Origin of the sequence: Candidatus Pseudomonas phytovorans (assembly GCA_029202525.1) — a bacterium.
In the GTDB taxonomy this organism is placed as follows: Bacteria; Pseudomonadota; Gammaproteobacteria; order Pseudomonadales; family Pseudomonadaceae; genus Aquipseudomonas; species Aquipseudomonas phytovorans.
Genome location: CP119325.1, coordinates 5,379,603 through 5,405,305, shown reverse-complemented (window position 1 = coordinate 5,405,305; position 25,703 = coordinate 5,379,603). Strand labels below are relative to the sequence as shown.

The window sequence follows — 25,703 nt, the reverse complement described above, 5'->3', positions numbered from 1 at the left end:
CCTGCTAGGAGAAACGAATCATGCGTGCTCATTGGTTGACAGTGCCGTTGTTGGCCGTGCTTGCCAGCACATCGAGCTGGGCTGCTGATTGCCCGGCGTTGTTGCAGGGTAGCTTGCCGGAATTGCGTGGCAAGGGGCAGGTCGACCTGTGCCAGCGCTTTGCCGGGAAGCCGTTGGTGGTGGTCAATACGGCCAGTTATTGTGGTTTTGCTCCGCAGTTCGAGGGGCTTGAGTCGACGTACAAGGAGTATCACGGGCAAGGCCTGGAGATGCTTGGTGTGCCGTCTAATGATTTCAAGCAGGAAGATGCTGACAGTGCGCAGACTGCCAAGGTTTGCTATGCCAACTATGGCGTTACCTTCACCATGACCAAGACGCAGGCGGTGCGGGGCAAGGATGCGATACCGCTGTTCGCTGAGCTGGCTAGCCAGAGCAGTGCGCCCAAGTGGAATTTCTACAAGTATGTTGTGGATCGTAAGGGCAAGGTGATTGGTAATTTCTCCAGCCTGACGAAGCCGGATGATCCGGAGTTTCGTGCGGCCATTGAGAAGGCTATCGCCTCGCACCAGTGAACCGTTTGAAAAGCTTAAGCTTGGGTTTTGATGTAGCGAAAGCTCTCATTTGCGGTGGTGACGCTTACTCACCTTTTCGCCCTTACGGCGAGTCACTTTTTGGCAAACGCCCCAAAAAGTAACCAAAAAAGGCTGCGCTCCCGTCATCCGGCCCCTACGCTGCGCTCCGGGGTTCCCTCACTCCGGCCTTGCTCCCGGGAGGACCGCGCTGCAGGCCCCATCCTGGGGCCCAGCGCTTGACGGGCATCCATGCCCGTCACCTCCCTCCGCAAGACCTGCGTTCAGCCTCCTGAAGTCGCGAAGATCAAGATCAAGATCAAGATCAAGATCAAGATCAAGATCAAGATCAAGATCAAGATCAAGATCAAGATCAAGATCAACGGCAACGGTGGGGCTGTGGTGGGCTAATTCACTTTGCGTGTACGGTAATGGCCACCAACCTGACCACCACCGGCCTCACCATCAACACACACACGAAGGCCACTGGCATCGCCAGTTGATAGGCCTTCAGCACGTTGCTCAGGTACTCCGGGGTCACCCCTGCATTCGCCGCCGTGATCACGAAGCACATCAATAGCGCCATGATCGACGACATGAAAAAAGCAAAAACGTAAGGCGTGGCACCTGGGTGCAATTTTCTTCGGCTGCGCGACTGGGACAGGTTGCTCATGCGAACTCCTGAAAGTTGAGTGGAGGCGCAGGTTAGCAACCCAGTCTGTCGCAGCTGTAGACCCGGCATACTGAGTTCTTTATAAAGAGATTCTTACGAATCCAGAGCTCTACCATGGACTTGCTCAACGCCATCCGCAGCTTCATCAAGGTGGTCGAGGCCGGCAGCATCGCCGCCGGCGCCCGTAACCTGGGCCTTAGCCCGGCAGCGGTCAGCCAGAACCTGGCACGGCTGGAGGGCCACCTGCAGGTGCGCCTGCTCAGTCGTACCACCCGCAGCATGGCGCTGACGCCGGCAGGTACTCAGTATTACGAGCGCGTCCGGCATATCGAGCGTGACCTGGCTCTGGCCGAGCAAGCCGTCACTACGCCAGACAGTGAACCGCAGGGGCGGCTTTGCATTGCCTCCACATCCGCTTTTGGCCGCCACGTGCTGGCGCCACTCATACCCGCTTTCAGCGCCCGCTACCCACTGCTTTCGATAGAGTTGGTAACGACTGATCGCCGGGTTAACCACGCCCGTGAAGACGTCGACGTGAGCTTGCGCATCGCCCCGCAACTGGAAGACCAGCTGTTGGCCCGGCACATCGCCCGTATCCCGTTTGTTTGCTGTGCCTCGCCCGGGTACTTGCACAGCGCGGGGTTGCCGGCCTCGCCCGAGGCATTGCGCGATCACCGTTGTCTGGTGTTCCGCTACCCGGTGGATGGGCGGTTTCTGCGCTGGGGGTTTATGCGCGATGGGCTGCGCTTTGAGGCGGAGTTCGGCAGCGTGTTGATCAGCGACGACATTGACGCGCTGACCCAGATGGCGCTGCACGATGGCGGCATCACTCGCCTGGCCGAGTTCATTGTGCGACCGCACCTGGCTAGCGGTGCGCTGGTGCCGTTGTTCGAGTACAGCGACAGTGGCCAGGCCTATGCCCAGACCGAACCGATGGATATCTACCTGTGCCTGGCCGACCGTTTCGCCATGACCGCGAAAGTGCGTGTGTTCATGGAGTATCTACGGGAATGCCTGGGGGAAAGTTGGCAGGTACAAGTATGAAAAAACCGCCACGAGGGCGGTTTTTCGGGGGTACGTACGAATCAGAAACGGTAGGTGAGGGATGCACCGATACCGTGAGCGCTGTTCTCGTACTTGGCCTGGTAGCTGCCTTTGGTTGCGCTGACCTGATTGACCTTGGTGTCCTCTTCCCACAGGTAGGAGTAGGCCACGTCGATGGTCATGTCGTCGCTCGGGCTCCAGCCGGCACCCAGGCTGAACACCTTGCGGTCGCCAGTCGGGATGCGTGGCGAACGGTCGTGGTTGTTGGTCGGCGATTGGTCGACGGTGAAGCCGGTGCGCAGCACCCACTCCTTGTTGACCTTGTACGACGCGCCAATGGCGTGCGCCCAGGTGTCGTGCCAGTTCTGGTCTTCCTTGATGGTTTCGAACGCAGAACCTACCAGCGGCCCGGGTACATCGTTCTGTACGGTGATGTCTTTCAGGCGGCTCCAGCGCGTCCAGGTGCTACCTGCGTACAAGGTCCACTGATCGTCAAGCTCATGAGTGACCGAGAAGTCGACCGACTCTGGGGTCTTGATCTTCAGGGTGGCGTCGAACTTGTTGCCGTTGAACGGCCCGATCAGCGGGGTGCTGACACGAGTCTTGCCCTCAAGCTTGTAGTCGACCATCGAGTGGTAGGTCAGGCCGAGGCGGGTGCTGTCGGTGGCCTGAACCAGGATACCGATGTTGTAACCCACGGCGGTATCGTCGCCCTTGATCTTCACTTCGCCGTCGTTGCGGCCCGGGGTGAACGGGTTGATCAGGCTTGAGCCCAGTTCGCCCTTGATGCGGTTGATGGTCGGGCCGAAACCGATCGAGACTTTGTCGTTGAATGCGTAGCTGACAGTAGGCTGGAAGGTCACCACTTCAACGTGGCTCTTCTTGCCCCAGTAGCGTGCAGCGTCATCGCTGCCGTAGTCGGTCACCAGGCCGAACGGTACGTAGACACCGAAGCCGACGCTCCAGTGGTCGTCGATCGGCTTGACGTAGTAACCCATGGGTACGCCAACCAAAGGCACCATGTCACCATCGGTTTCCCCCCCGAGGTTGCTGCCCCGGCCCGAGATGTCGGACTTGGCGATGACGGCGGCGCCGCCCACGGTAACTTGTTCGCGTTTGAGGCGGGACATGCCGGCCGGGTTGCCAAACACGGTGCTGGCATCTTCGGCAGAAGAAGAACGTCCCGCGAAACCTGTCCCCATGCTACTGATGCTTTGCTCGTTGAGCGCGAAGCCCGCAGCGAGCAGTTGGCTTGATGCCAGCGCGACAGTGACGGCGAGGGAGGTTTTGAGCATTACTTTTTTCATTATTAGAAAACTCCTTGGGATCTCCGGGGCGAAAAGCTACCAACAAATCACGCGCCGCGCCATAGCCTCAATCGCAGGAGTTAGAGCGGTTTTGTAGGACAATCCGACCAAAATTCCCTTTTTTCCGGTTTTGTTGTAGGACGCGTCTTAAGATGCCTGTGGCAATTTCTGATCTATGCAGGTATGCCAGGCTTGGGTGAAGTCGCGAAGGCGACCTTGCGGGTTGAAAATCTGTCGCCAGATCCGCGCCAGTGCCAATAAATCGTCAGCAGCAGGCAGGAGGGTTGCCTGCTCTTCGACCAGCATCCAGGCAATGGCGGTGGAATAGCGCAGGTTAACGGTGAGCTCCAGATGAGGACCACCGAGGAAGGCGTGTTGACTGGCAAGGCCGCGTACAAGGCTGGCCAGGTCCGGGTCGCGGGCCAGGTAATCGTCCCAGAGCGCCTGGTGACGGTGTTCACCGATGCGGTAAAGGCCATGCCCCCGACGGTCGTGCAAAGCCGACCCGAGTGCCGATTGGCTGGCGGCGATACCCAGCAATAAAGCTTCCGCGCTGGCACAGTGGCGGTTCAGGTAAACCAGAGTGGGGCGGATCACATACTGACACAATTCATTCGCCGCAATACCCATGATGCCCTCGAGCAATTAAGGGCCGGACGGGCGCTGGAGCTTGGCAGCTAGTGAATGATCAGGCCCGCCGGAAGCGGTAAGCACCGCTCGAGTTGAAGTGTAGTGTGATAATCGTGGTGTAAAGAGCTGTTTTTAAATCGATTGCTGCCTGACGTACCGGGCTATATGCCCGGAGGCAATTACGCCAAGAACGTTCAGGCAGGCTTGCGATGGCATGATTCAGCGCTTGAATGCTGCGGTATTCGCCACTCACGCAACGAGTGATTGGCGGGTCCGGGCGATGACCGCCTGCAGCGGCTCATTGCGGCTGTACTGTTCAGGGTACAGGCGCTCGGTGTGGCAGGCGACGCCGTGTTCGTCTACCAGGGTGAAGCTGAAGCTGCCCTTGCGTGGGGCAACGATAAGGCACTTCAACGGCGAGAAGGCCTGGGAAAGGGTGCCAATGGCAGCCTGAATCTGATGATGAGTTTGCATATTGTTGGAGGTTCCTGCTTTAAACACGGGGGATATGATCCGTGCATGATAGAAACGTTCCAGTGACGCCTTTATTAAGGGACGAACGAACCTGACTGGAACAGGGCAGCCAGAGGGAGCGCAATCAAAAGTGGGCGCTTGGGCTGACTGGTAGGTACTTCGGAAGGCAGGCAGCACGTCGGGGCCAAGGTTCTAGGCCGTCGGGTGGAATCCTGATCAATCTGTCGCGTGATTCGCGCTTGAGCAGCCTGGGGCTGGCGAGTGAATCATCGAAGGGGCCGGTCCTGCTTTCAGCAGCGCACGCTTGGGAAGCGTAGGTCTGCAAGGACGTTATGGCCTGAATTGACTTTCAGCTTGGTACTAACGAGGCGCACCTTACCGGAAATTCCGGTGCTTGGCAAGCGCTACGTTTGTTCAGGCTAGCCGCGCAGTATGGCGCGTATTTTCACCGCTGTGAAGAGGGGCAAACGGCGCGTATCCAGGCCGATGTGCCCGTTTCGTGCACTCAAATGAAGGATCGTGGTGCACTTGTTCACATTCGGGGCAGCGGGTGTAACAGGCTTGCAACACGCCGTAACAGTCTCGCCAATGACTTGACTAGGCGGTTAAGTCAATGAAAAAAAACACTATTTTTAGCTGGTGAAAAAAACGTCAGTTTGAGACGAAGCCCCAATTCACGGGGCTTTGCGGGGTGTGCGAGGGGGTTGTCCACCGAGTTATCCACAGGAACTGTGGATTGTCCCGGGCGCTTGCTCTAGAACGGGCGTGCCAGCAGTGCATTGAACTGTCCGACAATCGATATGCCCCGACAGACCGGTTGGTCATCCACACGAAAACGTCAAGAAAAGATCATTGAAATTTTTTGCAATTCTCCAGAAATCGACAGGTCAGGGCAGAAAAAAAAGAGTAGAGTGGCGCGCCTTTCGAGTTGCCAAACCTGTTGCTCATGAAGTTTCGCGGTAAATCCCTCGCCAGCCCTGCGGCACCGACGCCTCCTGCCAAACGCTTTTCCTTGAAAGTTGCCTTGTGGCTGCTCGACAGCCCGCGCCTGGGCGACAAACCCCAGGTCAAGCACCTGGCCGGGCGGCTGTTGAAGCAGCCGGCGCGTCAGGGCGTGGTGGTGGCACAGAGCCGCTTGGGGCAGATGCTGTGCCGCGATTGCGGCAATGCCCGTGACCGGCGTATTGGCCATGAGCTGCTGCGTCAGGCCGCCCGCGCCGGGGATCGTCGGGCACAGCTGGAGTACGCGCGGTTGTGCCAGCAGAACGAGCCGGAGCAGGCGCGCTACTGGCTGGAGCTGGCAGCGGGGCAGGGCTCGCAGGAAGCGCGGCGGCTGTTGCTGCAGTGGTTTCCTGGCTGAGCCTGGTGGCCTGTGCGGGCCTCTTCGCGGGCGCGCCCGCTCCCACAGGTATTGCGCTTAACCCGGAAAACGCACGATTCCTGTGGGAGCGGGCGTGCCCGCGAAGAGGCCCGCACAGGCAACACACCTGCCAGGCTGATAAGCTGCGCAGCATTCATTCGGGATCGTTCGGGGTAAGCATGGCAGTGGATCTGGCCAGTATTCTGCTGGGCTTGGTGGCAGGTGCTTTACCCTGTCTTTTTTGGGTCATGCAGGTGCAGCGCCGCCAAGGCGCACGGCAAGGCGAGCAGGCCTTGCTCGAAGAGCGCCTCAACGCAGCCCAACTGGCCCTGGCCGGCTTGCAGGCGCAGCTGGAAGCCAACCGCGACGAAGTGAGCGACCTCAGCGAAGCCAACGCCGTCAAGCAGGCCCAATTGGCCGCGCAAGGTCGTGAGCTGGAGCTACTGCAGATCGACCGCGACAACGCCCGTGATGCTGCCCACGCCTGGAGCCTGGAGCGGGCCAACCGTGAAGCCGAGCTGCGCCGTCTGGAGGCGCAGGCCGCGCGCCTGGAGGCCGAGCTGCGTGAGCAGCAAGAAAGCCATCAGCAGCGCCTGGAAGACCTGCAGGAGGCCCGCGACACCCTGCGTGCCCAGTTCGCCGACATGGCCACCAAAATCTTCGACGAGCGCGAGCAACGCTTCGCCCAGACCAGCCAGCAGCACTTGGGCCAGTTGCTTGACCCGCTCAAGGAACGCATTCAGTCCTTTGAAAAGCGTGTGGAAGAAAGCTACCAGCAGGAAGCCCGTGAACGCTTTTCCCTGGGCAAAGAGCTTGAGCGCCTTCAGCAACTCAACCTGCGCCTGTCCGATGAAGCCACCAACCTGACCCAAGCCCTTAAAGGCCAGAAAACCCAAGGCAACTGGGGCGAGCTGATCCTTGAACGGGTGCTGGAACACGCAGGCCTTGAAAAAGGCCGCGAATACCAGACCCAGGTCAGCCTCAAAAGTGCTGACGGCGAGCGTTTCCAGCCCGATGTGCTGATCATGCTGCCCGGCGACAAACAAGTGGTGGTGGATGCCAAGGTCAGCCTTACCGCGTACCAGCAGTTTGTCTCCAGCAACGACGAGGCTGCGCTCAAGCAGCACGTGCAGTCGCTGCGCAGCCACGTCAAAGGCTTGTCGAGCAAGGACTACAACCGCCTCGAAGGCCTGCACAGCCTGGATTTCGTGCTGCTGTTCGTGCCCATCGAAGCGGCCTTCTCTGCAGCCTTGCAGGCCGAGCCGAACCTGTTCCAGGAGGCTTTCGACCGGCAGATCGTGATCGTCAGCCCGACCACCTTGCTGGCTACGTTGCGCGTGATCGACAGCCTGTGGAAGCAGGAGCGCCAGGGGCAGAACGCCCGGGAAATTGCCGAGCGCGCCGGCTGGCTGTACGACAAGTTCGTGCTGTTCATCCAGGACCTTGACGAGTTGGGCAGCCGCCTGCAGCAGGTGGACAAGGCCTATGCAGCTGCCCGTAACAAGTTGTGCGAAGGGCGCGGCAACCTGGTCAGCCGCAGCGAACAGCTCAAGCTGCTGGGCGCCCGCGCCAGCAAGAGCCTGCCGGCTGACTTGCTGGAACGGGCGCTGTCCGATGAAGTGCCGGACGCCGCGGTTACTGAACCTGGCTCAGATGGCGATTGAGCAGCGCGCGCAAGGCTGCAGGCTTGACCGGTTTGGCCAGGTAATCCAGGCCTGACGCATGCACCATGGCGATGGTTTCCTTGCTGCCGTCGGCGCTGATCACCACGCCTGGCACCGGCTCACCCAGGCGCGCACGTAGCCAGCCCATCAGCCCGGTGCCGGTTTCGCCGTCATCCAGGTGGTAGTCCACCAATGCCAGGTGCGGGCGCATGCCCTTGGCCAGCAGGGCTTCGCATTCGGCCTGGTTGCGCGCGGTCCATACCTGGCAGCCCCAGCGGCTGAGCAGGCTGTTCATGCCAATCAGGATGCTGTCTTCGTTGTCCACGCACAGCACTTGCAGCCCGGCCAGTGGCTGGCCGCCCTGTTGCTCTGCAGGTGCGCTTGGCGCAGGCGCGGGCTGGCGGGCAATCGGCACGCTGACGCGGAACACCGTGCCTTTGCCCGGCCACGAGCGCACTTGCAGCGTGTGCCCCAGCACCCGGCACAGGCCGTCGGCAATCGCCAGGCCCAGGCCCAGGCCTTTTTCAGCGCGTGTCTGGTGGCTGTCCAGGCGCTTGAACTCCTGGAAGATCACTTGCAGCTTGTCGTCGGCGATGCCCGGGCCACGGTCCCACACCTCCAGCCACAGATGCTCGCCATGGCGGCGTGCGCCCAGCAGGATCGGGCTCTTGCCGTAGCGCAGGGCATTGGTGAGGAAGTTCTGCAGTACCCGGCGTAGCAGCTTCATGTCGCTGTCCACCCGCAGGCGGCTGCCACGCAGGCGGAACTCCAGGTTTTTCTCGGCCGCCAGTACCTTGAACTCGGCCCCCAGCGTGTCGAACAGTTCGTTGAGCGCGAAGGGCTTGGCGTCTGGGGTGATCTTGCCGTTTTCCAGGCGCGAGATGTCCAGCAGGTCGCTGATCAGCTCTTCGGCTGAGCGCAGCGAGCTGTCCATGTGTTGTACCAACTGCTGCGCTTCGTCGTTCATGCCCTCGGCCTGCTGCGACAGTGCGGCGGAGAACAGCCGAGCGGCGTTCAGTGGTTGCATCAGGTCGTGGCTTACCGCAGCCAGGAAGCGGGTCTTGGACTTGCTTACCGCTTCAGCCTGGCTCTTGGCTTCGGACAGTGCCTGGTTCAGTTGCGACAGTTCGTGGGTGCGCTCTGCCACCCGTTGCTCCAGGCCTTCGTTGGCATCGCGCAGGGCCTGCTCGGCCTCGCGAAACGGGGTGATGTCGGTGAAGCTCATGACGAAACCGCCACCCGGCATCGGGTTGCCGATCAGCTCGATCACCCGGCCATTGGGGAACAACCGCTCTGAAGAATGTGCGCGGCCTTGGCGCATCCAGTGCAGGCGCCGCGCCACATGCACCTGCGCTTCGCCCGGGCCGCACAGGCCACGCTCGGCGTTGTAGCGGATGATGTCGGCAATCGGCCGGCCCACGCTGATCAGCCCGTCGGGGTAGTTGAACAGCTCCAGGTAGCGACGGTTCCAGGCCACCAGGTGCAGGTTCTGGTCGACCACGCTGATGCCCTGGTTGATGTTCTCGATGGCGCCTTGCAGCAGCGCTCGGTTGAACTGCAGCACCTCGCTGGCTTCGTCGGCGATGCGTACCACGTCTTCCAGTTGCATGTCGCGGCCTTCGATGGCGGCCTTGACCACGGCGCGGGTCGACGAGGTGCCGAGCACCCCGGCCAGCAGGCGTTCGGTGTGCTCGATCCAGTCGCCGTCGGCGTTCTGGTTGGGATTGAAGCCCTTGCCCTGGCGGTAGGCGAAGCGGATGAAGCTTTGCCGGGCGCGTTCCTCGCCGACGAAACGCGAGGCCAGGGTCAGCAGGTCGTCGATCTGCACCGCCAGCAGCGGCTTGCTGCTGGGGCGGGCGCTGGTTTGCTGGCCGATGAAGCGGCCGGCCTGCCAGTGTTCGGAAACCCGTGTACGCGACAGCACCGAAACCCAGGCGAACAGGGTGAAGTTGCCCGCCAGCGACAGCACTACCCCTTGGGTCAGCGGGCTGATCGGCAGGCCCAGCGGGTTGCCGTGCAGCCACGCCAGGCCCGGGAACAGCTGCAGCGACCAGCCCAGGCTATGCGCGGCAATTGGCAGGACCAAGGTGTAGAACCACAGGAAGATACCTGCCGCCAGGCCGGCGAACACGCCGCGGCGGTTGGCCTGCTTCCAGTACAGCGCGCCGAGCATGGCCGGGGTGAGCTGGGTCACGGCGGCAAAGGCGATCTGGCCGATGGTCGCCAGGCTGGCGGTGGAGCCCAGCAGGCGGTAGCTGACGTAGGCCAGCAGCAGGATCACCACAATGGTTACCCGGCGCACCGAGAGCATCCAGTGGCGGAACGCCTCGAACGGCCGTTCGGCGTTGTTGCGGCGCAGCAGCCAGGGCAGCAGCATGTCGTTGGAGACCATGGTCGACAGCGCCACAGCCTCGACGATGACCATACCGGTGGCGGCTGAAGCGCCGCCAATGAACGCCAGCAGGGCCAGGCTCGGGTGCGCCTCGGCCAGTGGCAGGCTGATGACGAACGAGTCCGAGATCACCGTGCCCGGCAGCAGCATCTGCCCCGCCAGGGCAATCGGCACCACGAACAGCGCGGCCAGCGCCAGGTACATCGGAAACACCCAGCGCGCCAGGCGCATGTCCTGGGGTTCGATGTTCTCCACCACGGTGACGTGGAACTGCCGTGGCAGGCAGATGATCGCCATCATCGCGACGGCGGTTTGCACCACCATCGACGGCCAGTTGATGGTCTCTTGCCAATAGTCCTGCAAGTGGATCGACTGGCGCGCCTGGCTGAACAGGTCGTCGAAACCGTCATACAGGTTGAAGACGACGAAAATGCCCACGGCCAGGAAGGCCAGCAACTTGATCAGCGATTCGAAGGCAATGGCCAGGACCATGCCACGGTGGTGTTCGGTCACGTCCAGGCTGCGGGTGCCGAACACGATGGCGAACAGTGCCAGCACCAGTGACACCACCAGCGCGGTGTCCTGCACGCGGGTGCCTGTGGCATCCGCATTGGCCCCGATCAGCAGGTTGACGCCCAGCACGATGCCTTTGAGCTGCAGGGCAATGTACGGCAACACGCCGACCAGGCAGATCAGCGCCACCACCACCGCCAGGGTTTGCGACTTGCCGTAGCGTGCGGCGATGAAGTCGGCGATCGAGGTGATGTTCTGCTGCTTGCTGATCAGCACCATCTTCTGCAGCACCCACGGCGCGAACACCATCAGCAGCACCGGGCCCAGGTAGATCGGCAGGAATGCCCAAAGCTGTTCGGCGGCCTGGCCGACCGCACCGAAGAAGGTCCAGCTGGTGCAGTAAACGGCCAGCGACAGGCTGTACACCCAGGCACGCAGCTTCGGCGGCAACGGCGTGCTGCGGCGGTCGCCATAGAAGGCGATGGCGAACATGACGGCCATATAGGCCAGGGCGACCACGGCGATCAGCCCGCTGGACAACGACATGAAAACTCCGAAGCAAAAAAGATAACGCGGTCCCGATCAATCAGTCTGGCACGCAGGTGCCGTTACGTCAGCGCAGACGATGGTCGCAGTGGCAGGTGGTCGCAGGGTTCACCCTCAACCTCTGCGGGTACCCAATCCATAGAACACCCCTGCCAGTATCACCGACAACACCAGCAGGTAGAAGATAACCCCCGGCCACAGATGCACCAGGACAAACCCCACCATCACCGGCCCCAGCGCCGCCCCCAGGTTGGACAGGTTCTGCGCGCCGTAATACACCCCGCGCAAGTGCTCGGGCGCGATCAGGTCGATGAACATGTATTCGGCCGGGATCACGATGATCTCACCCAGAGTGAACACCAGCATCGCCAGGCACCACACCAGCACCGAGTCTGCCAGCGAAAAGCCCAGCAGCCCCGCGATAAAAAGAGCCATGCCGGCCAGCAGCCAGGGCATCAGGCGCTGGCGGCTGATACGCCGGCCAATCAGGTACTGCAGGGCAATCACCGTCACTGCGTTGGTGGTCACCAGGTAGCCAACCAGCCGCGCTGCCTCTGCCGGGCTGGTGGTCACCACCAGGTACTGCGACAAGTAGGCGGTGAACTGGCCGAACACGACTGCGCTCAGTACTCCGCCCAAGGTAAAGCACACCAGCCTGCGGTCACGTGCGAGCCCCAGCGCCACCTGAGCGAAATCGGCCGCAGGTTTTTCCAGCGTGCCGGCCTGCAGCCCGCGGTCGCCAAACCACCAGTAAACCAGGCACATGCCCAGGCCAAGCACTGCGGAGGCGATGAACGGCATGTGGTCATTCAGCTCCAGCATGGCCACGCCCAGCAACGGGCCGGTTCCATAGCCGACATTGCTGAGGGTGTACTTGATGGCAAACACCTCGGCCCGCTCTTCCACCGGCAGCAAAGCGCAGAAGCCTGCCTTGGCGGCGATGTCTACGACTGCAAGGGCCAGGTTGATCAACACCAGGCACAAAAAGAACAACAGCGCCGAGTCGCTGGCGACCGCGCCGACGAAGGCCAGGGCGAACAGCAGGGTACTGGCGCTGACCAGCGTGTGGCTGCGCAAGGTATCGACCAGGTGGCCGCCGTACAGGCTCAGCAGCGAGGCGATGATCAGCGCGCCACCGATCAGCAGGCCGATCTGGCTGATCGGCAGCTGAAAGTTGTCGGCCAGGTACACCACCAGATAGGGCAGGGTGAGGGCGCGGGCGACAGTCAGTGTGAAGGTGGTCAGCAGTAGCAGGCGTACGGTGTGAGGGTAGCGTTTCAGGGCGGCGAGCATTGCCACGTCCTTGTTGTTCTTGTAGCCAGGCTCAAGCATAAGCAATATCCAGATGCTTGCGCGATGCCTGTGAGATCCAGCGCTGGGCAAAGGGTTGGGCGAACTCCTACGGTTTGGCCGATGGGCTCAGGGCATCAGCTCAAAACTGGCCGTCTGCACGGCTTGCGAGTCCAGGCCGACCATCACGTCGAACCAACCGGGTTCTGTGACCCAGCGCAATTCGCGGTCAACGAAGCTGAGCGCGGAAGGGGGCAAATGAAGGGTCACTTCCTGTGTTTGTCCGGGGGCGAGGTAAAGCTTCTTGAAACCTTTTAATTCCTTCACGGGCCGGCTTACCGAGGCGCTACGGTCGCGAATGTACAGTTGCACGACCGTTTCCCCGGCGCGCAAACCTTCGTTGCGTACAGTCACCTGCACTTGCAAGCTTTGCCCCTGCAACAACCGGGCGCTCGACAACCGCGGCGCAGAAACACTGAAGTGCGTATAGCTCAAGCCGTAGCCGAAGGGGTAAAGCGGCGTATCGTCGATGTCGTAGTACCGTGAGCGGTAGGCAACCGGCTTTAGCGGGTCGAACGGCCGCCCTGTGTTGAGATGGTTGTAGTAGAGCGGGATCTGGCCGACGCTGCGCGCAAAGGTGACTGGTAGCTTGCCGGACGGGTTGTACTCGCCATAAAGCACATCGGCGATGGCATTGCCGCCTTCGCTGCCGCTGAACCAGGTCTCCAGCACGGCATCGGCCCATTGGCTTTCCTCGCTGATCGTCAGTGGCCGGCCATTCATCAGCACCAGTACCAGGGGCTTGCCGGTCGCCTTCAGGCTGCGCAGCAGGGCGCGTTGCTGTTCTGGCAGGTTCAGCTCGGTTCTGCTGGCGCCCTCGTGAGACATGCCGCGCGCTTCGCCCAGCGCCACTACCACGACATCCGCCTGACGCGCGGCGGCAACTGCTTCGGCGAGCATGCTTTCGGCTCGGCGTGGGTCAAAGTTGACCTGCTTGTCCCCAAGCAGAGCAAATGCCTGCGGGTTGTCGCTGATGTTTGCACCCTTTGCATAGAGCAGGCGTGCGTTGACGGCTTGGCCACTCTGCAGCCCTTGGCGCAGCGTCACTGCTTGCTCAGGTTTGCCATTGCCGTGCCAACTGCCAAGGATGTCCACGGCATTGTCAGCCAGCGGGCCGATAAGGGCGATGGTTGCATGCCGGCTCAGCGGGAGTGTCTGCTGATGGTTTTTCAGCAGTACCAGCGAGCGACGTGCCATGTCACGGGCCTGGGCACGGTGCAGGCGTTGATCCTCGTTGTCGGAGGTAGCCCTCAGGCGGCGATAGGGGTCGTCGAAAAGGCCTAGATCGTACTTGGTAGCCAGCACCTGCCGTACGGCGTTGTCGAGTTCCCGCTCCGTCACCTGCCCTTGCATGACCAGGCGTTGAAGGTCGCGGGCAAAGTAGCGGTCGCTCATGCTCAACTGCGTACCGGCTTTCAACGCGGCCTGCGCTGCTTGCTTGCCGTCCTCGGCTATACCGTGGGTAATCAGCTCCTCGACGGCGCCGTGGTCACTGATGACCAGGCCTTTGAACTGCCACTGCTGGCGCAGTATGTCGTGCAGCAGCCAGCCGTTGGCGGTTGCGGGAACACCGTTGAGGCTTGTTAGCGCCGTCATGACCGCACCCGCCCCGGCATCCACGGCGGCCTTGAAGGGCGGTAGGTAGTCCTGGACAAGGCGCGGTCCGCTCATGTCAGTGGTGTTGTAGTCACGGCCGCCTTCGACTGCGCCATAACCGGCAAAATGCTTGGCACAGGCCATCAGGCTGTCGCTTGCACCCAAGGTTGGCCCCTGCAGCGCATGTATCACGGTCTTGGCGAACTGCGACACAAGGTACGTGTCCTCGCCATAACCTTCCGAGATCCTGCCCCAACGAGGATCTCGGCTGATATCCAGCATGGGGGCAAAAGTCATGTCCAGGCCGGCGTCGGTGGCTTCAACCGCGGCTGCCCGCGCGCTTTTGCCGACAGCCTGCAAGTCCCAACTGGAGGCTTGGCCCAGGTTGATGGGGAATATTGTCCGTTGGCCGTGTACGACATCTCCTGCAAAAAACAGCGGGATGTGCAGGCGGCTACGCTGAGTCGCTGCATCCTGCAGCTCACGCAAGCTTGCCCTACTGGCACCGGGGGCTGTGAACATTGCACCGACCTGGCCATTTGCAAGGGTGTCGAGCATTGCCTGGGGGTTTGGCCCCGCGCCCGCATACTCCATGCGCAGTTGACCGATCTTTTCTTGCAGGGTCATCTGCGTCAGCAGCCGGTCGACAAACCCGTCCCTGGCAGCTTGCCCGCCGGTGGCAGCAGCGTTGCAGGCCATCAGCAACAGTGCCAGGGCTGCTGTGCACCACGCTGCGGTCATCTTCAGGCGGGCAGGTCGTTTTTCCATTCCATTGATTCGCGGTTGCTCAAACGCACAGAGTGGCGTCTGGACGAGGCCGCTCGCTACTGGTAGTTCTGTCAGTTGACCAAGACGATGTGGCTTTGTATGGCCCGCGCGCATTCTAATCAGGCAACTGCCATCCGTGGCTGAACCCAGGAACAAGGACGATGAGTCACTCCTCGCAATTCACCTTGCTCGGCAAGCGGCGCTTCCTGCCGTTTTTCATCACCCAGTCGCTGGGTGCCTTCAACGACAACCTGTTCAAGCAGTCGCTGATCCTGGCAATCCTGTTCAAGCTCAGCCTGGGCGACGGTGACCGGTCGATCTGGGTCAACCTGTGCGCCTTGCTGTTCATCCTGCCGTTCTTTCTGTTTTCGGCGCTGGGTGGGCAGTTTGGCGAGAAGTTCGCCAAGGACGCGTTGATCCGTGTGATCAAGCTGGCCGAAATCGCCATCATGGCGGTCGGCGCGCTTGGCTTCATCACCGACCACCTGGCATTGATGCTGGTCGCACTGTTCGGCATGGGTACCCATTCGGCGCTGTTCGGCCCGGTGAAGTACTCGATCCTGCCGCAGGCCTTGCGCGAGGAAGAACTGGTTGGCGGAAACGGGCTGGTGGAAACTGGCACTTTTCTCGCCATCCTCGCCGGCACCATCGGTGCCGGGGTGATGATGTCCGCCGACAGCTATGCCACGGTGGTGGCCGGTGGCATCGTCGGCACTGCGGTGCTTGGCTACCTGGCCAGCCGCTGGATCCCACGGGCTGCTGCCGCCGCACCCCACATGCCGCTGGACTGGAACATCTTCAAGCAGTCGTGGGCGATCCTGCGCATGGGGCTGGGGCAGCCGCCCGCCGTGTCGCGCTCGATCGTGGGCAACTCGTGGTTCTGGTTCGTCGGTGCCATCTACCTCACGCAGATCCCGGCTTACGCCAAGGACTGGCTGCACGGTGACGGCACGGTCGTTACCTTGGTTTTGACACTGTTCTCGGTGGGCATCGCCCTTGGCTCGCTGCTGTGCGAGCGCCTGAGCGGCCGCAAGGTGGAGATCGGCCTGGTGCCGTTCGGCTCGTTCGGCCTGACCCTGTTCGGCCTGCTGTGGTGGTGGCACTCCGGCGACGTGCCGGCGGCAGCTGCGCCGCACGACTGGCTGGCGCTGCTGGGCATGGGCCAGGCCTGGTGGATCCTGCTGTCGATTGTCGGTCTGGGCGTGTTCGGTGGTTTTTATATCGTGCCGCTGTATGCGCTGATCCAGGCGCGCACGGCCGAAGACCAGCGCGCCCGGGTGATCGCTGCCAACAACATCCTCAATGCCTTGTTCATGGTGGTGTCAGCGGTACTCACCATTATTCTGCTGGGCCTGGCCGAGTTGAGCATCCCGCAGTTGTTCCTGGTGGTGTCGCTGCTGAATATCGCGGTCAACGCCTACATCTTCAGGATCGTGCCCGAGTTCACCATGCGCTTCCTGATCTGGCTGCTCAGCCATTCGATGTACCGCGTGCAGCATCGCGACCTGGAACGCATCCCCGACCAGGGCGCGGCGCTTCTGGTGTGCAACCACGTGTCGTTCGTCGATGCACTGCTGCTGGGCGGGGCAATCCGCCGGCCGATCCGTTTTGTCATGTACTACAAGATCTACAACCTGCCAGTGCTCAACTTCGTGTTCCGCACCGCAGGCGCCATCCCGATTGCCGGGCGCAACGAAGACCTGGCCACTTACGAGCGGGCTTTTTCACGGATTGCCAAGTACCTGGCCGATGGCGAGCTGGTGTGCATCTTCCCGGAAGGCAAGCTGACCGGTGATGGCGAAATCGATGTGTTCAAGGGCGGGGTCAACCGCATCCTCGAAGAAACCCCGGTGCCGGTGATTCCGCTGGCCTTGCAGGGTTTGTGGGGCAGCTTCTTCAGCCGTGACCCGGCCAAGGGCTTCTTCAAGCGTTTGTGGTCGCGTGTGACGATCGTGGCGGGCGCCGCCATCCCGGTGGAGGCAGCGCAGCCTGAGCTGTTGCGCGAGCAGGTCAGCCGCCTGCGCGGTGACCTGCGCTAGCGGGGAGGGGTCAGCTGGCGCTGACTTTCAGGCCGATAAGGCCGCAGATGATCAGCGCCACACTGACCAGCCGCACCAGGGCCATGGACTCACCGAACAGGATGATGCCGGCGATGACGGTGCCGACTGCGCCAACACCGGTCCAGATGGCATAGGCGGTGCCCAGCGGCAGTTCTTTCATGGCCAGGCCCAACAGGCCCAGGCTGATGACCATGGCGCCGACCGTGAGAACGGTGGGAACCGGTTTGCTGAAGCCGTCGGTGTATTTCAGGCCTACGGCCCAGCCGACCTCGAACAGGCCGGCGAAGAACAGGATGATCCAGGACATAGGTGTGTCTCCATCGTTTGAATGATGGGGCCGTCCCCTGAGTGGTCACGCGGTGCGTCGTGAGGTCGTCCTCACAGTGGGCAATATAGTGCACACCCGCAGGTTTCAGGGCAAGCCTGTACCGGCCCTTTCGCGGGCGCGCCCGCTCCCACAGGGATCGCACAATATTCAGGCCTATGCAGATCCTGTGGGAGCGGGCGTGCCCGCGAAGAGGCCCGCACAGTCATCATCAATGCCTGGCGGGCTCCACTTCTTCAGCTTCCACCCCAGGCTCTTCCATCCGCCGGAACCATGTCGACAACAGCGCCCCGGAAATATTGTGCCAAACACTGAACAAGGCACTCGGCACTGCCGCCAGCGGCGAAAAGTGCGCGGCCGCCAACGCCGCCCCCAGCCCGGAGTTCTGCATGCCCACCTCCAGTGCCAGCGACTTGCGCTGGGCCAGCGGCAGCTTGCACAGTTTGCCGGTCAGGTACCCCAGCAAATAGCCGAAGCTGTTGTGCAGCATCACCACCGCCATGATCAGCAACCCCGACTCGGCGATTTTCGCCTGGCTGGCCGCCACCACCGCGCACACGATCATCACGATGCTCACCACCGACACCAGCGGCAACACCTGCACTGCCGCCTGCACCCGGGCACCCAGCAAGCGCTGGGCCAGCACACCAAGTACGATCGGCAGCATCACCAGCTGCAGGATCGACCAGAACATGTCCATGAAGGATACCGGCAACCAGGCCGATGCCAGGAACCAGATCAGCGCCGGAGTCAGAAGCGGGGCGAGCAGGGTAGTCACAGCGGCGATTGCCACTGCCAGTGCCAGGTCGCCCTTGGACAGCCACACCATCACATTCGACGCCGTTCCGCTCGGGCAGCAACCGACCAGGATCACGCCCACGGCAATTTCCGGCGGCAGATGGAACAGCTGGCACAGCAGCCAGGCCATGCCCGGCATGATCACGAAGTGCGCGACCACCCCCAGCATCACCCGCCAAGGCTGGCGGGCGAGGGCGGCGAAGTCGTCGAGCTTGAGGGTAAGGCCCATGCCGAACATCACCAGCCCCAGCAGCGGCACGATGGCGACTTTGAGGGCGATGAACCATTGCGGTTGCAGGAAGGCCAGTACGGCGAACACCAGCACCCACAAGGCGAAGGTGTTGCCGACGAAGCGGCTGAGGGCGGCGAGGGCACGCATGGGAAAATTCCTTTTCTTTTTATAGCTGTGTGATTTTTACTGGCCTCTTCGCGGGACAAGCCCGCTCCCACAGGTACGTCACAATGCCTGAGGGCTGTGCTGTACCTGTGGGAGCGGGCTTGTCCCGCGAAGAGGCCGGTACTGGCTGAAGTTGAGCATCAAGCCAGCACCTATCGTTCAAATTACATCAGACCCCTTGCGGAATCTCCTCCCCACCCAGCGCCTCGAACAGCACCGGCAGGAATTCGGCAAAGGTCATCATCATCAACTGGAAGCTGGCATCGAACTGCTGCGCCGCCTCATCACCACCATCCTGTTCAGCCTGCTCCTGCAGCAGCTCTTCGAACTTCAGGCGCTTGATCACCATCTTGTCGTCCAGAATGAACGACAACTTGTCCTGCCAGGCCAGGGCCAGCTGGGTGATCACCTTGCCAGTGCTCAGGTGCAGCTGGATTTCCTCGCCAGTCAGGTCCTGGCGCTTGCAACGCACGATGCCGCCGTCTTCGGCGGTGTCGCGCAGTTCGCACTCGTCCAGCACATAGAAACCTTCAGCGGCCTGCTGCGACTTGACCCAGTCGGTCATGGTCGCAACCGGGGCAATTTTCACGGTGGCCGGGCGCACCGGCAGCGAGCCCATCACTTCACGCAGGGTCGACAGCAGGTCTTCGGCACGCTTGGCGCTGGCCGAGTTGACCAGGATCACGCCCAGGCGCGGGGCAATGGCGGCGAAGATCATCGAGCGGCGGATGAACGCACGCGGCAGGAAGGCCTGGATGATCTCGTCCTTGATCTGGTCGCGTTCCTTTTTATAGACCTTGCGCATCTGCTCGGTCTCGATCTCTTCGACCTTTTCCTTGACCGCGTCGTTGACCACGCTACTGGGGAGGATGCGTTCTTCCTTGCGTGCAGCAATCAGCAGGTATTCGCCGCTGACATGCACCAGGGGAGCGTCTTCGCCTTTGCCGAACGGCGCGACGAAGCCATAGGTGGTCAGCTCCTGGCTGGCGCAGGGGCGGGCCGGCTTGCTGGCCAGGGCGGCTTCCAGCGCTTCAGCCTCGAACGGGACATCCTGGGTCAGGCGGTAGGTCAGCAGGTTCTTGAACCACATGAGGGGTAACTCTCCTTAATGCATAAGGCGGGCATTATTCTCCGAGCGGTGCTCTCAGGCCAACCCTGTCAGAGGGCCAGCAGTGGCTTATGCATAAAAGAAACACCCGGTAACGCTAGGTCTTTGAAAGGCATGAGGTTTTTTTTGAAAAAAGTTTAAAAAGTGCTTGCCAGGGTGCGGGGCCGTCCGTAGAATGCGCGCCACACCGAGACGAAGGGTGATTAGCTCAGCCGGGAGAGCATCTGCCTTACAAGCAGAGGGTCGGCGGTTCGATCCCGTCATCACCCACCACTCGATGTATAGCGCAGCGGTAGTTCAGTCGGTTAGAATACCGGCCTGTCACGCCGGGGGTCGCGGGTTCGAGTCCCGTCCGCTGCGCCATATTCCACTTCCAGGGCCCACTGAACACCCGGAAGTAACAGAGAAAGCGACCTTAGGGTCGCTTTTTTTGTGCCTGAATTCTGGTGTTTGAACGAAGTTTGAAAAAACTTCGATAAGTGCTTGCCAGAGCGCAGAGTCGCCCGTAGAATGCGCGCCACACCGAGAGACATGGGTGATTAGCTCAGCCGGGAGAGCATCTGCCTTACAAGCAGAGGGTCGGCGGTTCGATCCCGTCATCACCCACCACTCGATGTATAGCGCAGCGGTAGTTCAGTCGGTTAGAATACCGGCCTGTCACGCCGGGGGTCGCGGGTTCGAGTCCCGTCCGCTGCGCCATATTCCACTTCCAGGGCCCACTGAACACCCGGAAGTAACAAAGAAAGCGACCCTAGGGTCGCTTTTTTTGTGCCTGAAATTTCAGTTTCAGCGCTCTTCTTCCCGCAACGTCAGCACCTCGAACCCATCCTCTGTCACCGCCACGGTATGCTCCCACTGCGCAGACAGGCTGTGGTCGCGGGTAATCACCGTCCAGCCATCCTTCAACGTGCGTGTGCCGCGCCCACCCTGGTTGATCATCGGCTCGATGGTGAACACCATGCCCGGCTTCAGCTTCATGCCCATGCCGCGCTGGCCAATGTGCAGCACTTCAGGCCCTTCATGCATCTGCTGGCCGATACCATGCCCGCAATATTCGCGCACCACGCTGTAGCCCGCCGCCTCGGCATGGGCTTGTACGGCATGGCCGATATCACCCAGTGTGGCCCCGGGGCGCACCTGTTCGATACCTTTCCATAGCGCGTCGTAGGTGGTGTCGACCAACCGCTGGGCTTCATCGCTGATCTTGCCGATGCAATACATCTTCGACGAGTCGGCAATATAGCCGCCCTGTTCCAGGGTGATGTCTACGTTGATGATCGAGCCGTCCTTCAATACCTCATCGGCTTTGGGTATGCCATGGCACACCACGTGGTCCACTGAGGTATTGAGCGAGTAAGGGAAGCCGTACTGGCCCTTGCTCGCTGGCCGCGCCTTGAGCGTATTGACGATGAATGCATCGGCACGGTCGTTGATCTGCATGGTGGTCACGCCGGGGCGGATGAAACTGTCGAGGTCGGCAAACACCTGGGCCAGCAGCTGGCCGGCGCGGCGCATCAGGTCGAGTTGGGCGGGGGTCTTGAGAATCACCTGGGACATAAGGGGAGTGCAGTTGCTCATGCTGGAATTTGCCCCAGCATAGCGCCATGGGGCGTGAGGTTGCCACCGCATGGTGCGTAGTCCGCGCTGGCCTCTTCGCGGGCACGCCCACTCCCACAGGATCACCACAGGCATGAAGACTGTGCGGTACCTGTGGGAGCGGGCGTGCCCGCGAAAGGGCCGGTACAGCTGGCCCATAAATTGCTGATTCATAAACATCCTGGGCTATCAACGTCGACAGCCCACCACACTTCACGACAAAGGCGCCGTGTTGCCCCGCTTGCTTCAGCAAGCCGGGGCAGCCGGCGCCTTTTTGCGTTTCCCACAGGAGCCCGCCCATGGCCAACAGCGAAGTACGCAGCGTCTGCCCCTACTGCGGCGTCGGCTGCGGCATCGTCATGAGCGTTGCCGATGGCAGGGTGGTCAAGGTCAGCGGCGACAAGCAGCACCCCAGCAACTTCGGCCGGCTGTGCACCAAAGGCCTCACCGCGCATGTGCCGCTGACGGCCGCCGGCCGCCTCGAAGACGCCTATGTGCGCCAGCAGCGCAACCAGCAGCCGGCGCGCAGCGGCATGGACCAGGCTATCGCGGACGCCGGCAAACGCCTGCGCGGCATTATCGACCAGCACGGCCCCGACGCCGTGGCGCTGTATGTGTCCGGGCAGATGTCGCTGGAGGCTCAGTACCTCGCCAACAAGTTGGCCAAAGGCTTTATCCGCACCCGCCACATCGAGTCCAACTCGCGCCTGTGCATGGCCAGTGCCGGCAGCGGCTACAAACTATCACTGGGTGCTGACGGGCCACCTGGCAGCTACCAGGACTTCGAGCACGCCGACGTATTCCTGGTGATCGGCGCCAACATGGCCGATTGCCACCCGATCCTGTTCCTGCGCCTGCTCGACCGGCTCAAGGCCGGCGCCAGGCTGATCGTCGTCGACCCCCGGCGCAGCGCCACCGCCGACAAGGCCGACCTGTTCTTGCGGGTGCGCCCAGGCAGTGACATGGCCTTGCTCAACGGCCTGTTGCACCTGCTACACCGTAACGGCCACACCAACAGCGATTTCATCGCCCGCCACACCGAAGGCTGGAACGAACTGCCAGCCTTCCTCGATGACTACAGCCCCGAGCGCGTGGCCGCCATCACCGGGCTGGCCGAGGCCGACATCATCAAGGCTGCCGACTGGATCGGCAGCGCCAGCAACTGGATGAGCTGCTGGACCATGGGCCTGAACCAGAGTATCCACGGTACCTGGCACAGCAACGCCATCTGCAACCTGCACCTGGCCACGGGCGCCATCTGCCGCCCCGGTAGCGGCCCGTTCTCGCTGACCGGCCAGCCCAATGCCATGGGCGGCCGTGAGATGGGCTACATGGGGCCCGGCCTGCCAGGCCAGCGCTCGGCACTGGTGGAGGGCGACCGCGCGTTTGTCGAACAGCAGTGGCAACTGGCACCCGGCAGCCTGCGCAGTGAAGGTGGCGAGGGTACGGTGGCGCTTTTCGAGCAGATGAAAGCGGGTGAAGTGAAAGCGTGCTGGATCATCTGCAGCAACCCGGTGGCCAGCGTCGCCAACCGCCAGCAGGTGATCGATGGCCTGCGCCAGGCCGAGTTGGTGATTACCCAGGATGCCTTCCTCGACACCGAAACCAACCGCTATGCCGACATCTTGCTACCGGCCGCGCTGTGGGCCGAAGGCGAGGGCGTGATGATCAACAGCGAACGCAACCTCACCCTGATGCCGCGTGCGGTCGAGCCGCCAGGGCAGAGCCTGCCCGACTGGCAGATCATCGCCCGGGTGGCCTGCGCCATGGGCTACGTCGAAGCCTTCGACTACCCCGATGCCGAAGCGGTGTATGAGGAAATCCGCCGCTTCCATAACCCCGTAACCGGCTATGACCTGCGCGGCATCGGTTACGCCGAGCTGCGCCAGCAACCGCACCAGTGGCCTTGTGCGCCAGGCCGTGACAGCGACCGCAGCCCATTGCGTTACCTGAACGACGGCAGCAGCCAGGCGCTGTTGCACGATGCCCAGGGCGATCGCCCAGCCTTGGCCTTCCCTACCGCCAGCGGCAAGGCCCGGTTCTTCGCCCGGCCCTGGTTGCCGGCACCAGAGTTGCCGGATGACGACTACCCCATGGTGCTGAACACCGGCCGCGTGCAGCACCAGTGGCACACCCTGACCAAGACCGGCAAGGTGCCGGCGCTGAACAAGCTGGAGCCCGGCCCCTTTGTCGAAGTCCACCCAGACGACGCCGCACGGCTGGGCATCGCTGAAAAAGACCAGGTGGCCATCCGCTCGCGGCGCGGTCAGGCCGTGCTGCCGGTGCGAATCAGCGACCGGGTCATGCCAGGCAACTGCTTCGCGCCGTTCCACTGGAACGACCTGGCCGGCGAGCAACTGGCAATCAATGCCGTCACCTGCGATGCCGTCGACCCGCTGTCGCTGCAGCCCGCTTTCAAACACTGCGCCGTGGCCTTGAAAAGGGTCGCAGGCGAGCGTATCGACGCCCTCGACCTGAACGCCGCCATTCCGGAGCCCGCCCGCATGCCCACTGCCACCCTGTCCCGTCTGCTTGGCCTGGACACCCTGCCAGCCCCGGTGCTGGCAGAAGAAGAGCGCCATTATCTGCAAGGCTTTGTGCTGGGCCTGGACCAGGCCCGTGCCGAGGGCGTGCCTAGCCTGCCCGCCAGTGCACCACTGGCAGCCAACCGCCGGCTGTTTATCGACGGTTTGCTAGCGGGGCTGTTCGCCCAGCCAGCGGCACTGCCTGTTGTGGCGTTGGCGGCGCCACAGCACCAGGTGCTGTGGGCCTCGCAGACCGGTAACGGCGAGCTGCTGGCCGAGCGCTGTGCCGAACACCTGCGCGGTGCCGGCCTCGACGTGCAGCTCAGTTGCATGGAGGCGGTCCGCCCAGGCCAGCTAAAGGGCGCTGCCAGCATGGTGTTGATCGCCAGCACCTTTGGTGATGGCGATGCGCCCGACAGTGCAGCGGCGTTCTGGCAGGCCTTGCAGGGCGAGGAGGGCGCCTGCTGCGCCGAGCTGCCCTATGCGGTGCTGGCTTTGGGCGACTCCAGTTACGACCAGTTCTGCGGCTTTGGCCGCAAGCTCGACCAGCGCCTGGCCGACCTGGGGGGGCGGCGCCTGCTGCAACGGGTGGACTGCGAGCCAGACTTTGACGAAGCGTTCGCTGGCTGGCTCGCAGCATTGCTGCCTTCGCTGGGCAGTGCCGCCGCGCCACAACCGGCCAGTGAACCTGCCCCCATGGCGGCCTACAGCAAACAGCAACCCTGGGCCGCCACCCTGCTGGAAAACCACCTGCTCAACGCCGCCGGTGCCAGCAAGGAAACCCGGCAGCTGGTGTTCGACCTGAGCGGTAGCGGCTTGAGCTATACCGCCGGTGATGCGCTGGGCGTGTGGCCGCGCAATTGCCCGGCACTGGTCGACGAACTGCTGGCGTTGATGCAGCTCGATGGCCAGGCCATGGTCGAGCTGAAGGGCCAGCCTGCCATGCCGCTGGCTGAAGCCCTGCAAGCGCACCTGGAGATCGCCAAGGTCACCCCGCAGCAACTGCAGGCCTTTGCTGACAGCACCCCGGACCTGCAGCGTCTGCTGCAGCCCGAGTGCAAGGCCGAACTGCAGGACTGGCTGTGGGGCCGGCAGTTGGTCGATGTGCTACGCGCCATTCCCAAACAGCTGACGCTGGCCAGCTGGCTGGACCTGCTCAAGCCTTTGCAGCCGCGCCTGTACTCGATCAGCTCCAGCCCGTTGGCGCATCCGGGCCAGGTTCACCTGACCGTCTCCACCGTGCGTTACGGCGAGCGCAAGGGCGTGTGCTCGGCCTTCCTCGCCGACCGCGCGCAAGCGTTGAAGGTGGCAATCTTCCCGCAGGTGTCGAAGCACTTCCGGTTGCCTGAAGACGACAGCGTGCCAGTGATCATGGTCGGCCCCGGCACCGGCATTGCGCCGTTCAGGGCGTTTCTCGAAGAGCGGGAGGCGCGGGGGGCGAAAGGGGATAACTGGCTGTTCTTCGGCGAGCAGTGCGCCGCTACCGACTTCTATTACCGGGAGCAGTTGCAGGCCTGGCAGGCAAGCGGCCACCTACGGCTGGATACCGCGTTTTCCCGCGACCAGGCCGAGAAGATCTATGTACAGCAGCGCATGCGTGAGCAGGGCGCGCAGCTGTGGCAGTGGCTGGAGGCGGGCGCGTATTTCTATGTGTGTGGGGATGCGCAGCGCATGGCCAAGGATGTGGATGCGGCGTTGCGTGAAATCATTGCCGAGCATGGCGGTGGGGATGCCGATGCCTATGTCGAGATGATGAACAAAGCCAAGCGGTACCGGCGTGATGTGTATTGATGTGCTCCACGATGGGGAGCGCTGCACTTGGAAAGTGCATCGGCTCTACCGGCCTCTTCGCGGGGCAAGCCCGCTCCCACAGGTTTGATATGTCGCAAATGTAGTGAAACCCCTGTGGGAGCGGGCTTGCCCCGCGAAGAGGCCCTCACAGGAATCAGATTTGGCACAGTCCCTGCTTTATTCCCGTTACAACAAAGCCCACTGATCAACGGCGATC

At 62.2% G+C, this 25,703-nt stretch carries 18 protein-coding genes and 4 tRNA genes; 11 read left to right on the top strand and 11 right to left on the bottom strand.

The window, feature by feature from the left end:
- The first annotated feature begins 20 nt into the window (after window positions 1-20).
- Together P0Y58_23795 and P0Y58_23790 are read left to right on the top strand one after the other, a co-directional pair.
- Window positions 21-572, top strand: a complete 552-nt coding sequence (locus P0Y58_23795) for a glutathione peroxidase (GenBank protein WEK29874.1) — start codon at window positions 21-23, stop codon at window positions 570-572.
- A 249-nt stretch (window positions 573-821) separates the two neighbouring features.
- Window positions 822-980, top strand: a complete 159-nt coding sequence (locus tag P0Y58_23790; GenBank protein WEK29873.1) for a hypothetical protein — start codon at window positions 822-824, stop codon at window positions 978-980.
- A 1-nt stretch (window position 981) separates the two neighbouring features.
- Here the strand turns inward: P0Y58_23790 and P0Y58_23785 are convergent, their stop codons facing one another.
- Window positions 982-1,242: a DUF2798 domain-containing protein gene (locus tag P0Y58_23785; GenBank protein ID WEK29872.1), complete on the bottom strand. Its 261-nt coding sequence runs from the start codon at window positions 1,240-1,242 to the stop codon at window positions 982-984.
- A 114-nt stretch (window positions 1,243-1,356) separates the two neighbouring features.
- Between P0Y58_23785 and P0Y58_23780 the strand changes: the two genes are divergently transcribed.
- Complete coding sequence (locus P0Y58_23780) at window positions 1,357-2,286, top strand: LysR family transcriptional regulator (GenBank protein ID WEK29871.1); 930 nt, start codon at window positions 1,357-1,359, stop codon at window positions 2,284-2,286.
- A gap of 41 nt (window positions 2,287-2,327) precedes the next feature.
- Here P0Y58_23780 and P0Y58_23775 read toward each other — a convergent pair whose 3' ends face one another.
- From P0Y58_23775 to P0Y58_23765, 3 genes are all read right to left on the bottom strand, one after another.
- On the bottom strand, window positions 2,328-3,593 hold the full coding sequence (locus P0Y58_23775; GenBank protein ID WEK29870.1) for an outer membrane protein transport protein: 1,266 nt from the start codon (window positions 3,591-3,593) through the stop codon (window positions 2,328-2,330).
- 147 nt (window positions 3,594-3,740) lie between these two features.
- Window positions 3,741-4,223, bottom strand: coding sequence for a hypothetical protein (locus P0Y58_23770; GenBank protein WEK29869.1), 483 nt, complete (start codon window positions 4,221-4,223; stop codon window positions 3,741-3,743).
- 249 nt (window positions 4,224-4,472) lie between these two features.
- A complete protein-coding gene (locus P0Y58_23765) occupies window positions 4,473-4,697 on the bottom strand; it encodes a hypothetical protein (GenBank protein WEK29868.1) in 225 nt (74 codons plus the stop codon).
- A 946-nt stretch (window positions 4,698-5,643) separates the two neighbouring features.
- Between P0Y58_23765 and P0Y58_23760 the strand changes: the two genes are divergently transcribed.
- Both P0Y58_23760 and rmuC read left to right on the top strand, forming a co-directional pair.
- Window positions 5,644-6,057, top strand: a complete 414-nt coding sequence (locus P0Y58_23760) for a sel1 repeat family protein (GenBank protein WEK29867.1) — start codon at window positions 5,644-5,646, stop codon at window positions 6,055-6,057.
- 293 nt (window positions 6,058-6,350) lie between these two features.
- Entirely contained in the window at window positions 6,351-7,721 is a 1,371-nt protein-coding gene (gene rmuC / locus P0Y58_23755; protein ID WEK33388.1) for a DNA recombination protein RmuC, read from the top strand.
- Here rmuC and P0Y58_23750 read toward each other — a convergent pair.
- The 3 genes from P0Y58_23750 to bglX form a co-directional block, all read right to left on the bottom strand.
- A complete protein-coding gene (locus P0Y58_23750) occupies window positions 7,693-11,172 on the bottom strand; it encodes a PAS-domain containing protein (GenBank protein ID WEK29866.1) in 3,480 nt (1,159 codons plus the stop codon). The two genes, rmuC and P0Y58_23750, sit on opposite strands and share 29 nt — an antisense overlap.
- A gap of 114 nt (window positions 11,173-11,286) precedes the next feature.
- Complete coding sequence (locus P0Y58_23745) at window positions 11,287-12,465, bottom strand: MFS transporter (GenBank protein WEK33387.1); 1,179 nt, start codon at window positions 12,463-12,465, stop codon at window positions 11,287-11,289.
- A gap of 126 nt (window positions 12,466-12,591) precedes the next feature.
- Window positions 12,592-14,886 carry a beta-glucosidase BglX gene (gene bglX / locus P0Y58_23740; GenBank protein WEK29865.1) on the bottom strand — a complete coding sequence of 765 codons (2,295 nt, stop codon included), beginning with the start codon at window positions 14,884-14,886 and terminating at the stop codon, window positions 12,592-12,594.
- 161 nt (window positions 14,887-15,047) lie between these two features.
- Between bglX and P0Y58_23735 the strand changes: the two genes are divergently transcribed.
- A complete protein-coding gene (locus P0Y58_23735; protein WEK29864.1) occupies window positions 15,048-16,925 on the top strand; it encodes an MFS transporter in 1,878 nt (625 codons plus the stop codon).
- A 10-nt stretch (window positions 16,926-16,935) separates the two neighbouring features.
- Here the strand turns inward: P0Y58_23735 and sugE are convergent, their stop codons facing one another.
- From sugE to rdgC, 3 genes are all read right to left on the bottom strand, one after another.
- Window positions 16,936-17,253 (bottom strand): quaternary ammonium compound efflux SMR transporter SugE, encoded by a 318-nt coding sequence (gene sugE, locus P0Y58_23730; GenBank protein ID WEK29863.1) that lies wholly within the window; start codon window positions 17,251-17,253, stop codon window positions 16,936-16,938.
- 229 nt (window positions 17,254-17,482) lie between these two features.
- A complete protein-coding gene (locus P0Y58_23725; GenBank protein WEK29862.1) occupies window positions 17,483-18,448 on the bottom strand; it encodes a bile acid:sodium symporter family protein in 966 nt (321 codons plus the stop codon).
- Between the two features lie 187 nt (window positions 18,449-18,635).
- A complete protein-coding gene (rdgC, locus tag P0Y58_23720; GenBank protein ID WEK29861.1) occupies window positions 18,636-19,556 on the bottom strand; it encodes a recombination-associated protein RdgC in 921 nt (306 codons plus the stop codon).
- A gap of 215 nt (window positions 19,557-19,771) precedes the next feature.
- On the opposite strand from rdgC, the gene P0Y58_23715 reads away from it, so the two are divergent.
- The 4 genes from P0Y58_23715 to P0Y58_23700 all read left to right on the top strand — a co-directional run bounded on the left by P0Y58_23715 (window position 19,772) and on the right by P0Y58_23700 (window position 20,273).
- Window positions 19,772-19,847: transfer RNA gene (locus P0Y58_23715), tRNA-Val, on the top strand.
- A gap of 13 nt (window positions 19,848-19,860) precedes the next feature.
- A tRNA-Asp gene (locus P0Y58_23710) sits at window positions 19,861-19,937 on the top strand.
- Window positions 19,938-20,107: 170 nt separating this feature from the next.
- A tRNA-Val gene (locus P0Y58_23705) sits at window positions 20,108-20,183 on the top strand.
- A gap of 13 nt (window positions 20,184-20,196) precedes the next feature.
- Window positions 20,197-20,273 (top strand) — tRNA-Asp (locus tag P0Y58_23700).
- A gap of 87 nt (window positions 20,274-20,360) precedes the next feature.
- On the opposite strand, the gene map is transcribed toward P0Y58_23700, so the two are convergent.
- Window positions 20,361-21,203 carry a type I methionyl aminopeptidase gene (gene map, locus P0Y58_23695; protein WEK29860.1) on the bottom strand — a complete coding sequence of 281 codons (843 nt, stop codon included), beginning with the start codon at window positions 21,201-21,203 and terminating at the stop codon, window positions 20,361-20,363.
- 266 nt (window positions 21,204-21,469) lie between these two features.
- Here map and P0Y58_23690 point away from each other — a divergent pair, with 266 nt between their 5' ends.
- Window positions 21,470-25,486: a bifunctional nitrate reductase/sulfite reductase flavoprotein subunit alpha gene (locus tag P0Y58_23690; GenBank protein ID WEK29859.1), complete on the top strand. Its 4,017-nt coding sequence runs from the start codon at window positions 21,470-21,472 to the stop codon at window positions 25,484-25,486.
- Window positions 25,487-25,703 lie beyond the last annotated feature (217 nt).